The organism is Clostridium puniceum (genome assembly GCF_002006345.1).
In the GTDB taxonomy this organism is placed as follows: Bacteria; Bacillota; Clostridia; order Clostridiales; family Clostridiaceae; genus Clostridium; species Clostridium puniceum.
Genome location: NZ_LZZM01000002.1, coordinates 1 through 16,307, shown reverse-complemented (window position 1 = coordinate 16,307; position 16,307 = coordinate 1). Strand labels below are relative to the sequence as shown.

The window sequence follows — 16,307 nt, the reverse complement described above, 5'->3', positions numbered from 1 at the left end:
ATGATATGAAAATAGTAAATTCTAAAAATGGTGAAGCTGTTACTCCAAAATATGTAGATAGAAGTGAATTAACTGACGGAATTATTAATTCATCTTTAGGAAAAGCATCTTGGAATGTAATTCGTTTAGCAAAGAATAAATAAAGCTCAACCAATATTATATTTTATAAATACAATGAATTACTAAAAATCAGTATGATTTATAAAAATAGGATTTAGCTACTAATATTAAGTGTGCTAAATCCTATTTTAGTATAGATAACAAAATATAAAATTTTAAGTATGCGGAAAGTTTACTATTATTACATAACATGAAAATAATGAAATGGTACTTTCAATCGATTATTAATAAGAGCAATAAAATAAAGGTATACTTGTTTATATAGATATTATATAAATTAAGTTTACCTCTTTTGTAATAAATAATGAAATGTTTATTTAACTAAGGTATTATAAATAAGTCTTACGCTTATTCCTTGATTATAATTACCAAAATTCTTTCCGAAAATCGTTAGCCCACCGACATGTTTTGTTTCTTCTGGAACAGCTAATTTTAAGAGTATATCACTTTTATAATTTAATTCTAAATCTTCTAAGGTAATGTCAGAAATTTTTATTCCGTCCATAAAAGTTCCAAAGGAATTTATACTTAAAAGTTTTAATAATCCATATTGATTCCAATTAGAGAACCACCACGATGGTGTTAGAATTCCTTTGCTATCACCAAAGTCTCCAGGACTAGTCCAGCTGCCTACACTTATATTATTAATATAAAAATGAATATCAGAAGGCCAATCATTACAAACACCAGGAGCTTCAGAACTTATTTCCATTGAGAGTTGAAGCTCTGAAAATGTTTCATTGGGTTTTAGATAATTGGGAATTCTATATTCAATATATCCTTTAGTAAACCATAATATATCTGCATTAATTCTTTCTGGGTCTGCAAAGTAATTTGGATTATCTACTTCACCAATAAGTTTTTCTTTAGTAGCAATACCGCAAGTAGGTGCAATGTCGTAATTAGAATAATGTCCTACATTTAAATCTATATCATAAGAATTTTCTACATCTTGTGTACCTATGTCAATTACAAATTTATCTTCATGTAATGAACATATCTTTTGTAAACCATGTTTTCCAGTTAGGTTTGTAGTTTTAATCAATCCACACTCCTCTAATTTTTTTATATGCATAGTAACAGCACCATTAGTTAAGTTTAGTTTTTCAGATAATTCATTCATATTTAATTGTTTATATTGAGATAAAATATCTAGAATGTTTAATCTTACATCAGAACTTAATGCTTTAAAAATAGGTAAACTATCGTTTAGATTAGTAATGTGAATCATAGTAATCTCCTCTATAATTAATATTATTATATTGCTCCATTAATATATATTAGAATATTAATTTAAGCAAATAATTTCATAAATTTTTAAGATATTTGTAAAACTTAATATAATTATACTCTTAAATAAGATAAAAGTGAATAATTATTTTAGTAAATCATAAAACAAAACGGATTTTGTAATAATTTACAAAAAATACAAGGATAATTTTTATTTAAGCTATTTATAAAATAAGTATTCTTGTATTGAGTTGGGGTAACATCTTCAAATTTTTTGAATAGCTTTATAAAATGCTTGTCATCATTAATACCTACTTGTTTGGCAATTTATCTAATATAGAAATAAGAATTAATAATAATTATTTAGGATGGGAAATTTTAGTTTTGTTAATATATTTTAAAAGAATTAATCCTGTAAATTTTTTGATATTAAATTATGAACTTGTACATTGTTTATAAATTGTATCATATTGTATAAGGGATATAGTTAATTTAAAGGATTTTAAATTAATTTATGGTGTTTTAAATTAGTGATGCAATTTAAGAAATTTTATTTTAGTTGAAATTTTAAGTCAATCAATAAAGAAATGGCGGTATAGAGTGTGATTTAAGTTATTGTGAATATCCTAAAATAGAAATAAAAGAAATTTATAAGGTATACAATTTTACAATATTCAAAAAATCAAAATAAGTTTAGAATAATATGTAGATAAATTGACAAAACTATTTTATTAAGCAAAATAATGTGATAACATAATAAAATAGTTTATGAAGAAAGGGTAATAGTAAATTTATTTTAGATGAATTAAATAGGTTTAATAATAAATTTATTTTATATGGGTAAAATAAGATGTTAAAAGATAAAAAACTATTTTTATTAGATATTGATGGAACAATAGCCTTAGATACTACATTAATTAATGGAACATTAGATTTTATGAACCATGTATTAAGTATTGGTGGAAAGTATATTTTTATAACAAATAATTCTACTAAAAGTATAGATGATTACGTTATAAAATTTGAAAAGCTTGGAATAAAGGTTGATGAAACTAGCTTTGTAACTTCATCTTATGCTACTGCCTTGCACTTAAAAGAAACCTATAATTATGATAAAATATTTGTTCTTGGAACAAAATCATTTATTGAAGAATTAAAAAAATTTGGAGTAAATGTTACAGAAAATAAAGATAAAGATATAGTATGTGCAGTAGTAGGTTTTGACAATGAATTAGAATATAAGAAAATAGAAAATATATGTGAGCTGCTTCTAACTAGAGATATTGATTATATAGCAACAAATCCAGATTTGGTTTGTCCAACAATCTTTGGTTTTGTGCCAGATTGCGGTGCAATATGTGAAATGATAGGTCATGCCGTTAAAAGGGAACCTTTATATATTGGAAAGCCTAATAAAAAAATAGTTGAAATGTGTTTAAAGCAAACTGGATTTACAAAGGAGCAAACCTTGGTTATAGGTGATAGACTGTATACAGATATTGCTTGTGGAATTAATGGTGGAGTTGATACTTGTGTTTTATTTACAGGAGAAGCAAAGAGAGAAGATATAGTAAATACAGAATTTAAACCAACATATAGTTTTGATACTATTAAAGAGTTATATGAAGAAATGGCTTTTAAAAAATTATAGGATAAATTTATAATAAAATATTTATATAAAGTGAGGTGTTAAGTAGAAAAATTCTATTTAAACAACTCACTTTTTTAGATTATTTGTTTATAGATTATTTATATATCCTTTACAAAAAGATTATACATGATGTTTATACTTAAATTAAGCTATTATGATACGTTTAAAATTATGAATTTATAGACTAATAGCTAAAATATAAAAGGAGATGTAAAGTATGAAAAGTAAAAAAATTAAGACAATAATGGTTACTGCCTTAACTGGATGCATGTTATTATCAGTTACTGTAGTAGCATCAGCAAGTGGAGCTTCAGGATATGAAACATATAAAAGTGCAGCAAAAAATATAGCAGTTACAAGCAATGCTACATTCTCAACATCCTTTGAAGTAAAGGATAATGGAAAGATTGACATTTCAGGAACTAGTGTTAAAAAACTTGAGGGGGCTAACAATTATTCAATTACAAATATAAAAATTGGAGACGTTACAAAAGAAACTGAAACAAGTAGAATCGATGGTAAAACCATTATAAAAGATGGAGAAAATTATTATTCTAGAGCTAGTAATGGTAAAGAGAGCATGAGAATGGATAAAAAATTTGATACTTCCTCAAGTAGAGCCAAGCTAGGAGAAATGGTTTTAGATACTTTAGTTGGAGATGTTAAAAATCAATTTGTTGTAGAGGCAGATACAATTAGTGTAAATCTTGAAGGTGCACAAGTTCCTGAACCTGCTAAATTAGCTATTTCAGCAGCTGTTGAAGAGGAAAACAACAAAAAAGTTAATAATAAAAGAGAAGCAGGAAAAGATGAATTAAAAGAAGCATTAAATAGTATACCAAATCTAAAAAATGTAAATATTAAATCTTTAAGTATGAATGCTAAAGTAGATGGAAGTAAATTAGTTGACAATAGCTTTAAGATTGTTATTACTGGAGATGACGAAAGTGGTGTTTTTCATGAAATAGAAGTGTCTGTAGATACTGCAATCAGTAGCGTAAATTTAACAAAAGCAGATTCGATTGATATAACAGGTAAGGAAGTTCAAACTATTCAAAATAAAATGAGTAGAGAACAAAAATAATATATATGAATATAGAAAATGTTAAAATTTACACATATTCATCCTATATCTTGTAGATACTTCAAAGACGTTTAATTTAAGAGAATTGTTTTAAAATTTAATTTGGAAATCAAAAGCATTTATGATGCATAATTAAGGAATATTAAATATAAAGATACAACATATTATTTGTCCTAGCTAGCAGCCGTAAACCTTAAATTTATGCAAGTGTAAGATAGCGGCTGCATGCTATTGTACATTTAAATCTTTAAATTATAATGTGCCTATTAAGGGTACATTGTGACTATTTTGGTTAGAAGTCCAACTAATATTCAGATGAGGATTAATTTCCAATGAATCAATTTTTAACTGATAAATTTAAGGCAGTTATTTTAAGAGAAGAGGAGTAATTAATATGACAATTATACTTAAAGTGAATGAGTTAACAAAGATGTACAAAAATGGCCGCGGAATAAAAAATATATCTTTTGAAATTGAAAAAGGAGATATTTTCGGATTACTTGGTCCAAATGGTTCTGGAAAAACTACTACTATGAAAATTATCACTGGTTTGTCATATGCAGACAAGGGAAGTGTTCAAATATTAGGAATTAATTTTTCGGAGGAAAGTTCAAAAGCGTTAAAAGAAATGGCATGTCTCATTGAATCACCAGCAATTTATGACTATCTCACAGCTAGAGAAAATCTAAAACTTGCAGCGAATTATTATACAGAAATCAAAACACCAAGAATAGATGATATGCTTATGCAAACAGGATTGATAAAATATGCAAATGAGAAGGTTAAAAACTTTTCGCTTGGAATGAAGCAACGATTAGGGCTTGCATTAGCATTAGTGTCTAACCCTAAATTGGTAATTTTGGATGAACCTACTAATGGAATGGATGTAGAAGGAACTGTAGATATTAGAGAAATTATCATTAAACAAGCAAAACTTGGTATAACATTTCTTGTTTCAAGTCATATCTCTCATGAAATAGAGCTTATGTGTAATAAAGTTGGTATTATGAAGGAAGGAACATTATTGAACGTAACATTAATTAAAAATGCATTGGATGAATGTGAAACCTTAGAGAAATATTTCCTAAAACAAATTAGGAGAAAAGAGGAAGAGGTATGAATTTAATAAGAATTGGAATAATTAATGAAAGTACAAAATTATTTAAAAGAAGTAAATATAAAATATTTGTAATTTGTATTGGAATATTGAGTATAGGCTTAGGTTTGATAAGCAATTATACAGGAGGATTAGTTAAGGTTTCCTTATCTAATCTTCCATTAAATATATTATCAATATTAAATACTGCTTTGATTCCTTTAGTTACTTTTATGGCAGTGGCTGACCTTTTTGCAGCAGAACAAGAAAATGGAACAATTAAAGCTATAATAACAAGACCAACAAGTAGAAGTGAAATTCTTATTTCTAAGATGATATCTATTTGGATTTATGTAATAAGTATTTTAATAATCTCATTTATAATAGGTTCAGTTATGGGAGTATTCTTTGGAAGAACAGAAGTAATAGATATTCCAGAGGTTTTTATTGCATACGTTATATCAATACTACCTATAATACCAACAATTTTCCTTTCAATACTGATATCCCAATTATCAAAAAGTGGTTCTTTATCAGTAATGCTTTCAGTATTAATTTATATTATACTTATGTTAAGTGGAATAATTTTTCCGAAAGTGTCATCAATACTATTTATTTCATATACAAATTGGTATAAACTTTTTATTGGAGCACAAATGCCAATAAAATCAATCTTAGTAATTGTAGGATTGCTTATGGGATATTCTTTAATATTCTTTTCAGTGGCATATGAATTATTTGAAAGAAAGGAGTATTAAGGCGCGTTTGGAAAATAAAAAGTCCATATGTTAGATTATTTTATATGGATAAATTAACTAGGAGGTGTATCCTAGTCATCAGATAAATTAGGAGGATACCTTATTATGATGATAAAAAAGCGTCTCACTATTTCTAATATTCTTATGTTAGTAGTTCCAGCTATATTAATAGTAACAATAGCAGGAGGAGTTCTTGAAGGCTTTGCGGAAATATATGGGAAAAAGATAAAAGTTTTAGATGAGAATAATAGTACTTATTATGTTCAAAAAGTTTTAAATTCTTATAGTAGAAATTTAAAACTTTATAACAAAGAAAATGAAGAAGATAAAAAGATTGAAGAAACGCTTAAAAATGCAGGGTATGATCTGATAGTTACCAGTGATAAGGAAACAATCTTTTCAAATTTAACTGAAGAAGATAAAAATGCTCTCTCAAAAGTGCAAAGTGACATACTTTCTTCAGCCGACTCAATAGTACTTGAAGTTAACTCTGTTGCTTTAGTTAAGAATTCTTTTATAAAAGATGGTAAGAATTTTAATATGATTGCTATTAAATTAAATAATTTAATGACTAGAGAACATATGAGAGCTGAAGTTAGAGCCTTTTTTATGAGCTATATGGGAATTGTATTTGTGGTAGCATTAGTTATTATTATATTAACAAATGGTATATTATCATCAAGGGTAGCTAAAAGTTTGATTGATCCTTTAGATTTATTAAGTTATGGTGCAGGACAAATTGAAGAAGGTAACCTTGATTTTGAAATGAATTATCAAGGAGATGATGAATTCGCGAAGGTTTGTGCTGATTTTGATAAAATGCGAATTAGATTAAAAGAATCTGTTCAAATGCAATTAAAATACGAAGAAAATAGAAAAGAATTAGTTGTAGGTATATCACACGATTTACGTACACCACTTACAACAATTAAGGGATATATTAAAGGATTAAAAGACGGTATTGCAAATACTCCTGAAAAGCGTGAAAGATATCATGATATTATATATAATAAAGCTTGTGATATGGATATGCTAGTTGATAAATTATTTTTATTCTATAAACTAGACACAGGAAAATTTCCGTTTCATTTTGAAAAAGTATATTTTAATGAATTTTTAAAAAGTTTCTTTAAAGGCGCCTTAGATGAATTTGAAAGAAAAGGTCTTAATTTATTTTATGAAAATAATTTTAGTGATGATGTTAGTATTAACATTGACTCACAAGAAATGAATAGAGTTTTAATGAATATACTTGAAAATAGTGCAAAATATAAAACTCACGACTATGGAAATGTAAATATCACAATAAATAAACAGGTTGATAATATCATTTTGAAAGTTAAAGACGATGGACCAGGGGTTTTAGAAGAGAATCTTTCTCGGTTATTTGTTAGTTTTTATAGAGAAGATGCAGCAAGAACTAATCCAAGTGAAGGTAGTGGGCTTGGACTGTCTATAGCTGAACATATAGTAAAGGCACATGGTGGCACAATTACTGCTGAAAATATGGACGGGCTTATCATTACTATAACTTTACCAATTAGTGGACAAAATGAAATAGATGAAAAAATATTTAATTTTTAACTGAAATATCTATGTTCTAACTAATTTCATTAAGACATAATGGGGGAGAAAAATGAGAAAAATATTGATTATAGAAGATGATGAACTTATTGCACAATTAGAAAGAGATTATCTTGAGATAAACGGATTTGAAACAGAGATAGCAATGAATGGAGCTAAAGGATTAGAACTTGCCTTAAATGAGAAATTTGATTTAATACTTTTAGACTTAATGCTTCCGAGTAAAGATGGGTTTCAGATTTGCAGAGAAATAAGAAATAGTAAAGAAATACCTATAATAATGGTTACAGCAAAAAAAGAGTCTATAGATAAGATTAGAGGTTTGGGACTTGGAGCAGATGACTATATTGTTAAGCCTTTTGATCCTAGTGAGCTTGTAGCTAGAGTCAATGCACATCTTTCACGTTATGATAGACTAACAACAGTAGATAAAAAAGATGATTCAGAACTTGGTGTTATAAGTTTTGGAAGAGTAAAGATATTTACACAAGCCTGGCGAGTATATGTTGAGAATAAAGAAGTAAAGTTTGCAAATAAAGAATTTGAATTATTGTTATTTTTGGCCACTAATCCTAATATTGTATTTTCAAAGACAACTCTCTTAGATAGAATTTGGGGGTTAGATTGTTTTGGCGATGTTGCCACTGTTACAGTACATATTAATAGGATAAGAGAAAAGATTGAAGAGGACAGTAGTAACCCTAAATTTATAGAAACTGTATGGGGGGCCGGCTATAGATTTAAAATATAACTGTTTACTAAATTTGGTCAAGTTAAAAATTTATAAGAAATTACTTATGAATTCTAAAAATCGAGAACTTATTTGCTTAAAAAAGAAAGTAATGGAAATACATAATATTGGTAGACAATAATATTTAGGGAGAATAGAGAGTATGAATATAAAAGATATAAGGGATAAAGTAGAAAATAATAAACACTATATTAATGGTTGGGAAAGAATGAAAAGATCATCAATAATTATTCCATTAGTAGAAAGAAATAATGAAACTTGTATATTATTTGAAGTAAGAGCCAAAAGATTAAATAGCCAGCCTGGTGATATTTGTTTTCCAGGTGGAAAAATAGATAATAATGAAACTCCTAAAGAAGCTGCACTAAGAGAAATTTTTGAAGAAATAGGAGTTAAAAATATTGATATTATAAATGAATTGGATACTGTAGTTAGGTATGATGGTATAATAATTCACCCTTATCTAGGTGTTATTAAAGATATTAAAGAAATTAATATAAATGAAAGTGAAGTTGATCATGTATTTTATGTTCCAATAGATTATCTTTTAAATCATGAACCTTTAGAAGTAAAAAGTAAAATATATGTTGAAAGATCAAAAGAATTTCCATATGAATTAATTGTTAACAAGGAAAATTATAAATTTAGAGAAGCTCATTATAGATCTTTATTTTATAAATATGAAGATTATAATATATGGGGAATTACTGCGGAAATGTTGAAAAACTTTTTGGAAAAGCTGATGAAGTAGCAAGTTATACAACTTTTAATCAAGGAAGTTATGGAATGCACACAGGTGTAAAGCTATTAAATGGAGATTGTGATATTGATTTTGGTATAAAATTAAAGATGACTATGAAGACTCTGTAAAGGTTAAGGAATGGGTATATAATGCTTTATTGGGTCACAGAAGAAAAGTAGAAATAAGGTGATCTTGCGTAACAGCCACATATCACATTGATGGAAAACCTGAATATCATGTTGACTTAGCTGGTCTAATGAATATTAATAGCAGTCTTATAACGCCTGATTACAAGAAGTATAGCATAATTTAAACAATGACAGAAGAAAATTTATATTTAATACTATATAAGCGTTAAAGATAATTTACTTGAAATAGAATTTACATGTGAAATAAATGATAAATGTGAGGAATATAAAATGCGTACAGAACAAGAAATGTTTAATTTAATATTGAATGTTGCAGAAAATGATGAAAGAATTCGTGCAGTTGTTATGAACGGTTCGAGAACAAATCCAAATGTTATAAAAGATATTTTTCAGGATTATGATATTGTGTATGTGGTTGAAGAAACAAACTCATTTCGTAAACAGAAGAATTGGATATATCAATTTGGAGAGTTATTATATATGCAATATCCTGATGAAAATTCCTACTATGAAAATGATGTTAATAACTCTTATGGATGGCTTATTCAATTTGCTGACGGAAATCGTCTTGACTTGCATGTATGTACATTATCACATGTGCTGAAAGAAATTGAAAATGATAAGCTTTGTAAAATTTTACTTGATAAAGATAAATGTTTGCCTAATGTGCCAGAATCAACAGATAAAGATTATTGGGTGAAGAAACCAACAGAGAATAATTTTTATGATACTTGTAATGAATTTTGGTGGTGTCTTAATAATGTTGCAAAAGGATTGTGGCGAGAAGAGATACCTTATGTAATGGACATGCTAAATTATTATGTTCGTCCGCAGTTAGTTCGTTTAATGGAGTGGAAAATAGGATTTGATACAAATTTTACTGTTAGTGTCGGAAAATCAGGAAAGTATATGTATAGATGGTTAAAAAATGAGACATGGAATATATTTTTAAAAACATATCCTTCTGGACAAGTAAAAAGTATTTGGCAATCAGTTTTTATTATGTGCGATTTATTTAATGATATTGCTAAGGATGTAGCTTTCAATATGAGGGTTAAATATAATGAAATTGAAGCAAATAACAGTTTGAAATTCTTAAAGGATGTGCATGTATTACCTAAAAATGCAAAAGAAATATACCAATAATATTCAAATAAAACTAATACTCAAAATTCTTTAATAGTTGTAAACTCTTTTAAGAAACTATTCTAAAAGTAATAAATGTTATGCATTAATATGTACTTTTTTATACTTTAAGATGTAAGCATATTGAAGTTAAGTGAAATAATATATATGTAATTAAAGAAGAAAACAAAAATTTATGAAAGAGAATATTATGGAGTCAAGCAAATTGGAATATAAAAGAGCGGATGTAAAAAATATTAATATTATGTTAGAAACCATACAAAGGTGCATGAAAGAAGTAAACTATATAGATTATAATGAGAGTGAATTTGAAAAATATTTAGGCACATTTACTACAAATTGGCTAAAAAACATTAGTGAAACAAGACACTATTATGAAGTTTGGTATGATAATAAGATTATTGCTTGTGTAGGAGTAAGCAGAGATTATAGTCAAGAAAAACAAAGTTATTTTACTGTTATATTTGTTAATCCAGATTATAGAGGAATAGGTGTTGGAAGAGAACTTGTAAATCATCTTGAACTTGATGAATGGTATCTTGATAGCAATTTAATTGAAATTCCATCTTCTAAAAGTTCTCATAAATTTTATTATAAGCTTAGGTATGAGTATAGAACATATCCACCAGTATTTAACAAAGATGATGGTTCAACTATTATGTATAAGTATAAAAAGGATAACATATATGCAATTTAATGAATTTTAATTTAGATACGCCTTTATATAAAAGAAAATTTAGAATAATAACTCGATTTATAAAACAAAAAATGGGATTAGAGAAAAGCAATTATAAACCAAATTTTGAAATGCTAAAATATATGTTCAAATGGACAAATGATTTTGAAAAGAATAGGATGGGAGATTATAATTTTACTTATGATGTTTACAAATATGAATTCCAATTTTGCAGAAAAATAAGATATGGATAAATTATATGTATTTGAAAGGTGAATAATAATGATAAAAACAGAAAGGCTAACGATTAGTCCAATAAAAGAAACAGATTATGAAGATATTTGTGAATATGGTTGTGATGAAGAAACTGGACAATATATGATTTATTGGCCAAAGACCAAGGAAGAAATAAGAGAGTTCATTAAGGATTGCATATTTTCAATGAGTTTAGAAAATCCAACCGGGTATGAATTTGTGATACGATTAAATAAAACTTCAAAAGTTATTGGAAATATTAGTTTTATAATCAAGGATTTGGAGGCTGAAATAGGGTGGATTTCAAACAAAAATTATTGGAATAATGGTTATACGAGCGAAGCTGTTAATGGAATTATTAATTATACATTTAATAATTTAGATATATATAAAATAGTAGCAACATGCACAGATAAAAATATTGGATCATACAGAGTTATGGAAAAGTGTAATATGAAAAGATTAAGAGTGGAAAAAAATCATAAAGCAATGCGAAAGAAAATTGAAGTAACCTATGATAAATTAACATATGTTATTGATAAATATATGGTGTAAGTTGTATTTTTTCAAATTCTAAATTTGAAGATGGAAATATGAAGAAGTTAGCAGTAATTGTGATTTTAATTTTTTTACTTATTTCAAATATAGTATTTATTGGTATGACTGTGCTGTATAAGAGTAAAATTGTAAATCAAGCATTTAGAGTATATTCATTTGATGGAGAAAATAGCGATATAAAAATAAGTGATGGAATTATTATTATATATAATAACAAACAGATAGTTGATGGTGGTAAAATGCAGTATATTGGTAATAAACAAGAAAGGGTAAAGTCATACTCTAAAAATATTTATATAAACAAACAAGGAAGTAAGAAGAAGATTTTATCTAATGCTGTATCATTTGAAGTAAATAGTAAGGAAATTACATTTAATGATGAATTTTTATTAAATAAAGATATAAGAGAAATAAGTTCAGATAATTTGTTTAGTGAAGAAGATATAAATATTATGGAGGATAATCTTTATTTTTCTCTGCATTATTCAACTGATGAGGAGAAAGAAGAAAGTATTATAATTAAGCTAAAGCTAAAAGAATTTAATATGAATTAAAAGTAATAATAGTAATTTATGAGGAAGTATTTATTAGTTTAAGAACTTATATATAGAAAGTGTGAGTGTTAATAATGAAAATTGAACATGCAAGTGAATTAGACTTTCAATTTATCAAAGTAATTAATAGAAAATAAACTCAAAGAAAAAGAAATTTTGATAGCAAAAAGCCAAGATAACAAAGTTATTGGTTGGTTAAGGTATAGTTATTTTTGAGATAACACTCCATTTATGAATATGCTTTATATTAATGAAAACTATAGAAATAAGGGGATAGGAAAAGAATTAGTTAGATTTTGGGAAAATGAGATGAAGGGGAAAGATTATGAACTGGTTATGATATCTACCTTATCTAATGAACAAGCACAGCATTTTTATAGAAGATTAGGATATAAAGAGGTTGGCAGTTTACTATTAGAAGATGAACCTTTAGAGATAATTTTTTTAAAAATATATAATTATAAATCATCAATTTATCTAATCATAAAAATCAATTAGAAAATGTAGCTATTTTTATTGTCTAGAGATTTTTAATTTAAAAGAAATATTTGACTGTATTAAGTATGTATAATAATTTAGAACGCCATATTTGTTCTTCGAAATATTCAGCTCGTTTAGTTCATAAAAATAAAAAATGGTTTATGGATTAAAGTAAATTTCCTATATTGAATTTTTTATTTTGAAGTCGTGGAAATGAAAAATCGCTAATATGAAAATGTATTCAAAAAAACTATTGACCATTTATATAAAAGAAGGTAATATAGACTTATAAAATGACATTTAAAAAGTGATTTTAAAATATATTTATAATTAGAATATTAGCAACCACAAATTAATGAAAATAAATTTTTATAACAGGAGAGATTTGCTATGAGATATTTATTGGGATTAGATATTGGAACATCAGGAACTAAAACGGCTTTATTTAATGAAGAAGGAAAAACAATAAAAACTTCTACATATGGGTATGATTTATTTCAACCACAAGTAGGCTGGGCAGAGCAAAATCCAGAGGATTGGTGGGAAGCATGTGTTAAAGGAATAAAGGATGTTATTGAAAAAAGTAATGTACAAGCCTCTGATATTAAAGGTATTGGCTTAAGTGGTCAAATGCATGGACTTGTTCTAGTAGATAAGGACTATAAAGTAATCAGAAATTCTATAATATGGTGTGATCAAAGAACGGAAAAAGAGTGCGATTACATGACAGAAGTTATAGGAAAAGAAAGATTAATTAAAATAACAGGAAATCCTGCTTTAACTGGTTTCACACTTTCAAAATTATTATGGGTTAGAAATAATGAACCAGAAAATTATGAAAAGATATATAAAATACTTTTACCAAAGGATTATATAAGATTTAAATTAACAAATGTTTTTGCAACAGAAGTATCTGACGCAAGCGGAATGCAAATGTTAGATATTAACACTAGAAATTGGAGCGATGAACTTCTTAAAGATTTAAATATAGATAAAAATATATTAGCAGATGTTTATGAATCAGTAGTAGTTAGTGGACATGTTACAGAAGAAACTGCTAAATTAACAAATCTAGCATTAAATACACCAGTTGTTGGTGGTGCAGGAGATCAAGCAGCAGGAGCTATAGGAAATGGAATAGTAAGTGAAGGAATAATATCAACAACTATAGGTACATCAGGAGTTGTATTTGCAGCAACTGATACACCAAGATTTGATAAAGAAGGAAGAGTTCATACTTTATGTCATGCAGTACCTAATAAGTGGCATATAATGGGGGTTACTCAAGGGGCAGGTTTATCATTAAATTGGTTTAAAAGAACTTTTTGTGCTAAAGAAGTTGAAGAAAGTGAAAAATTAGGTAGAGACATATATGATATTTTAACTGAAAAAGCAGCATCATCAAAACCAGGAGCTAATGGAATAGTATATTTACCATATCTTATGGGAGAAAGAACTCCGCATATAGATCCAAATGTAAAAGGTGCATTTTTAGGGGTATCACTTATAAATAATCATGATGATTTTGTAAGAAGTATATTAGAAGGTGTAAGCTTTAGCTTAAAGAACTGCCTTGATCTTATTGAAGATATGAAGGTTAATGTGGACGAAATAAGAGTAAGCGGAGGAGGAGCTGAAAGTGCTGTTTGGAGACAAATCTTAGCTGATATTTTTGGATATGCATTAACTACAGTTAAAGCATCAGAAGGCGGAGCGCTTGGAGTAGCAATACTTGCAGGAGTTGGCGCAGGAATATATAATTCAGTTGAAGATGCTTGTAATAAGATTGTTAAAGGAAATTTAAAAGTATCTCCAAATGTAGAGTTAAAAGAAGTATATTCTAAGGTTTATGATGTATATAACTCAGCTTATCCTAGAATGAAGGACATTTAGGAGATTATGTAACTACTATATTTGCCTTAGCAGCTAATTTTAGAGACTTTAATAAAAACTGTAATAGTGATATTATTTAATAAATATTATTATTGTCTAAAATAGTAGACGAGAGGGGCATTTTTAAATTTGATAGAAATAAATCATAGTAAAATAAAAGAAACGAATAGAAAAAAGATAATAGGATTATTATTAGAAAAAAATGAAATAACCAAACTAGACATTTCTAGAATGTTGGATATAAGTATAACAACAGTTTCTACTAACATTACTGAATTAAAAAATGAAGGTATTGTTGAAGATGTGAGATCTTTAGAATCTACAGGTGGAAGAAAAGCAATTGCTATTAAGTTAAATGAAAGCTGTAGATATTCTATTGGGGTAGCATTAACAGCAAATCATATAAAAATATCTTTAGTTAATTTAAAAAAGAACATTATTGAAAATATAAGCATTAGACATAAAAATAATGGTATAGAAAATATAATAAATTTACTTAGCCAAAATTTAAAAATATTGATGGAGAAGCATAAAATAATTTCTGAAAATTTACTGGGGCTTGGAATTTCAGTTCCAGGAACTGTAGATTTTAAAGAAGGAATAATAAAATATTCATATCTTCTTGGCGTCAAAGATTTTAATATAAAAGAAAAATTTGAATATTTAAATGTGCCAATATATGTGGATAATGAAGCTAACTTATCAGCTTATTATGAATTCTTAAACAGAAAAAATGAATTAAAGAATTTACTATATGTATCAATAACAGAAGGTTTAGGGCTGGGAATAATAATAGATGGCAAAATATACAGAGGGGATAATAATTCTTCAGGTGAAATGGGTCATATGAAAATAGCGATGAATGGTAAGATATGTAAATGTGGAGCTAGAGGTTGCTTAGAAGCATATACTTCTATGAATTCTATAATAGATAATTATAATGAAATTACAGAATCAAATATTATAGATATAGATGATTTTGAAAAGAAATATATTAAAAAAGATCAAGCATCTCAAAAGATATTAGATAAATATTCTAAGACGCTAGCTTTAGGTATATCAAATCTAATTATGATATTAGATCCTAATAGTGTAATTATTGGTGGAGATATAAATAGCCTATTAAAAGATAAAATAGAAGTTATAAAGAAAAATATTTATAAAGATAATTTATTTACTGATGAAAATAGCTGTAATATTAGTATTGCAAGTTTTAAAGAATCATATTTATTAGGGGCAGCAATGATGCCAATAGAAGAATTTTTGGGGATTAAATAATAGAGTAGTTTTCTACCACTCTATAAATCAAAAAACTTATTAAACTATATTTAAAAATAAGTTATATAAGTAATTAATCAATTGACAATTAAAGAAGAAAAGCTGTTATGGAAAAGTAATGTTGCAAATTTTATATTTAATTATTAGAACTTTCTCTGTAAGTTTAATCTAAAATTTTCAACTATCACTGTTAACTGTAAATTGAATTAAGGGAGATGTTAAGGAAATGAGATTTTTTTTAGACACAGCAAATGTAGAACATATTAAAGAAGCAAATGAAATGGGAGTAATATGTGGTGTAA

17 protein-coding genes and 1 pseudogene are annotated in these 16,307 nt (G+C 26.7%); 17 read left to right on the top strand and 1 reads right to left on the bottom strand.

Features of this window, described 5'->3' with window-relative positions; translation table 11 throughout:
• Positions 1–433: 433 nt before the first annotated feature.
• Positions 434–1,351, bottom strand: coding sequence for an ArsR/SmtB family transcription factor (locus CLPUN_RS00155; protein ID WP_077845370.1), 918 nt, complete (start codon positions 1,349–1,351; stop codon positions 434–436).
• Positions 1,352–2,200: 849 nt separating this feature from the next.
• Between CLPUN_RS00155 and CLPUN_RS00150 the strand changes: the two genes are divergently transcribed.
• The 17 genes and pseudogenes from CLPUN_RS00150 to CLPUN_RS26840 all read left to right on the top strand — a co-directional run.
• Entirely contained in the window at positions 2,201–3,001 is an 801-nt protein-coding gene (locus CLPUN_RS00150) for an HAD-IIA family hydrolase (protein ID WP_077845369.1), read from the top strand.
• A gap of 217 nt (positions 3,002–3,218) precedes the next feature.
• Positions 3,219–4,085, top strand: a complete 867-nt coding sequence (locus tag CLPUN_RS00145) for a hypothetical protein (RefSeq protein ID WP_077845368.1) — start codon at positions 3,219–3,221, stop codon at positions 4,083–4,085.
• A gap of 394 nt (positions 4,086–4,479) precedes the next feature.
• Entirely contained in the window at positions 4,480–5,205 is a 726-nt protein-coding gene (locus CLPUN_RS00140) for an ABC transporter ATP-binding protein (protein WP_077845367.1), read from the top strand.
• Entirely contained in the window at positions 5,202–5,939 is a 738-nt protein-coding gene (locus tag CLPUN_RS00135; protein ID WP_077845366.1) for an ABC transporter permease, read from the top strand. Before CLPUN_RS00140 ends, CLPUN_RS00135 begins: the two co-directional genes overlap by 4 nt.
• A gap of 105 nt (positions 5,940–6,044) precedes the next feature.
• Complete coding sequence (locus CLPUN_RS00130; RefSeq protein ID WP_077845365.1) at positions 6,045–7,523, top strand: ATP-binding protein; 1,479 nt, start codon at positions 6,045–6,047, stop codon at positions 7,521–7,523.
• Positions 7,524–7,575: 52 nt separating this feature from the next.
• Positions 7,576–8,274 (top strand): response regulator transcription factor, encoded by a 699-nt coding sequence (locus tag CLPUN_RS00125; protein WP_077845364.1) that lies wholly within the window; start codon positions 7,576–7,578, stop codon positions 8,272–8,274.
• 142 nt (positions 8,275–8,416) lie between these two features.
• The gene (locus tag CLPUN_RS00120; protein ID WP_077845363.1) at positions 8,417–9,025 is read left to right on the top strand and encodes an NUDIX hydrolase; all 609 of its coding nucleotides are present in this window, start codon (positions 8,417–8,419) and stop codon (positions 9,023–9,025) included.
• Positions 8,971–9,144 (top strand): hypothetical protein, encoded by a 174-nt coding sequence (locus CLPUN_RS27355; RefSeq protein WP_158078658.1) that lies wholly within the window; start codon positions 8,971–8,973, stop codon positions 9,142–9,144. The genes CLPUN_RS00120 and CLPUN_RS27355 overlap by 55 nt, the downstream gene beginning before the upstream one ends.
• A 291-nt stretch (positions 9,145–9,435) precedes the next feature.
• Positions 9,436–10,311, top strand: coding sequence for an aminoglycoside 6-adenylyltransferase (locus tag CLPUN_RS00115; protein WP_077845362.1), 876 nt, complete (start codon positions 9,436–9,438; stop codon positions 10,309–10,311).
• Positions 10,312–10,516: 205 nt separating this feature from the next.
• The gene (locus tag CLPUN_RS00110; RefSeq protein WP_242954001.1) at positions 10,517–11,008 is read left to right on the top strand and encodes a GNAT family N-acetyltransferase; all 492 of its coding nucleotides are present in this window, start codon (positions 10,517–10,519) and stop codon (positions 11,006–11,008) included.
• On the top strand, positions 11,008–11,241 hold the full coding sequence (locus CLPUN_RS00105) for a hypothetical protein (RefSeq protein WP_077845360.1): 234 nt from the start codon (positions 11,008–11,010) through the stop codon (positions 11,239–11,241). Before CLPUN_RS00110 ends, CLPUN_RS00105 begins: the two co-directional genes overlap by 1 nt.
• Before the next feature lie 28 nt (positions 11,242–11,269).
• Positions 11,270–11,797 carry a GNAT family N-acetyltransferase gene (locus CLPUN_RS00100; protein ID WP_077845359.1) on the top strand — a complete coding sequence of 176 codons (528 nt, stop codon included), beginning with the start codon at positions 11,270–11,272 and terminating at the stop codon, positions 11,795–11,797.
• Positions 11,798–11,835: 38 nt separating this feature from the next.
• The gene (locus tag CLPUN_RS00095; protein WP_077845358.1) at positions 11,836–12,354 is read left to right on the top strand and encodes a hypothetical protein; all 519 of its coding nucleotides are present in this window, start codon (positions 11,836–11,838) and stop codon (positions 12,352–12,354) included.
• A gap of 231 nt (positions 12,355–12,585) precedes the next feature.
• The gene (locus tag CLPUN_RS28370; RefSeq protein WP_242954000.1) at positions 12,586–12,852 is read left to right on the top strand and encodes a GNAT family N-acetyltransferase; all 267 of its coding nucleotides are present in this window, start codon (positions 12,586–12,588) and stop codon (positions 12,850–12,852) included.
• Between the two features lie 372 nt (positions 12,853–13,224).
• The gene (gene xylB, locus CLPUN_RS00085) at positions 13,225–14,727 is read left to right on the top strand and encodes a xylulokinase (RefSeq protein ID WP_077845357.1); all 1,503 of its coding nucleotides are present in this window, start codon (positions 13,225–13,227) and stop codon (positions 14,725–14,727) included.
• A gap of 129 nt (positions 14,728–14,856) precedes the next feature.
• On the top strand, positions 14,857–16,005 hold the full coding sequence (locus CLPUN_RS00080; protein WP_077845356.1) for an ROK family transcriptional regulator: 1,149 nt from the start codon (positions 14,857–14,859) through the stop codon (positions 16,003–16,005).
• Between the two features lie 226 nt (positions 16,006–16,231).
• A pseudogene (locus CLPUN_RS26840) lies at positions 16,232–16,307 on the top strand (fructose-6-phosphate aldolase); the annotation flags it as partial.